This window comes from Streptomyces africanus (genome assembly GCF_002150735.1).
In the GTDB taxonomy this organism is placed as follows: domain Bacteria; phylum Actinomycetota; class Actinomycetes; order Streptomycetales; family Streptomycetaceae; genus Streptomyces; species Streptomyces africanus.
This window is the reverse complement of sequence record NZ_MUKA01000238.1, coordinates 16,524-16,927: the sequence shown is the minus strand read 5'-3', so window position 1 is coordinate 16,927 and position 404 is coordinate 16,524. Positions and strand designations below refer to the sequence as shown.

At 76.0% G+C, this 404-nt stretch carries 1 pseudogene; it reads left to right on the top strand.

The annotated features are described in order from the left end of the window. Positions 1 to 404, top strand: a pseudogene (locus tag CCL05_RS46435) (ATP-binding protein); the annotation flags it as partial.

Here is a 404-nt window from a genome sequence, read left to right as displayed (position 1 = left end):
CCGAAGCCGAGCGCGCGGCCCGGCCGCCCGTCCCGCCCGGCCCCGCGCAGCCCAGCCTGCCGCTGCTGGCCCGCCAGGACGAACGCGAGCGACTGGTGCGCCTGCTCGCCCGCGGCCGCTCGGTGCGCCTCACCGGCCCCGCCGGCTGCGGCCGCACCCGCCTCCTCGACCTCGTCTCCGAGGACTGCTCCGACCTCGCCCCCGACGGCGTCATCCGCCTGAACGGCTTCGGCCGCACCTCCGGCGACCTGCTGTACGACCTCCTCTACGCGGTGTACAACGCCCCCCTGTACCGCCCCGAACGGGACGAACTGCTCACCCATGTCCGGGAGATCGGCGCGGTCGTCGTCGTCGACGACCTGGAGTTCGGCGGCGCCGCGCTCGACGAGCTGCTGGAGGCCACC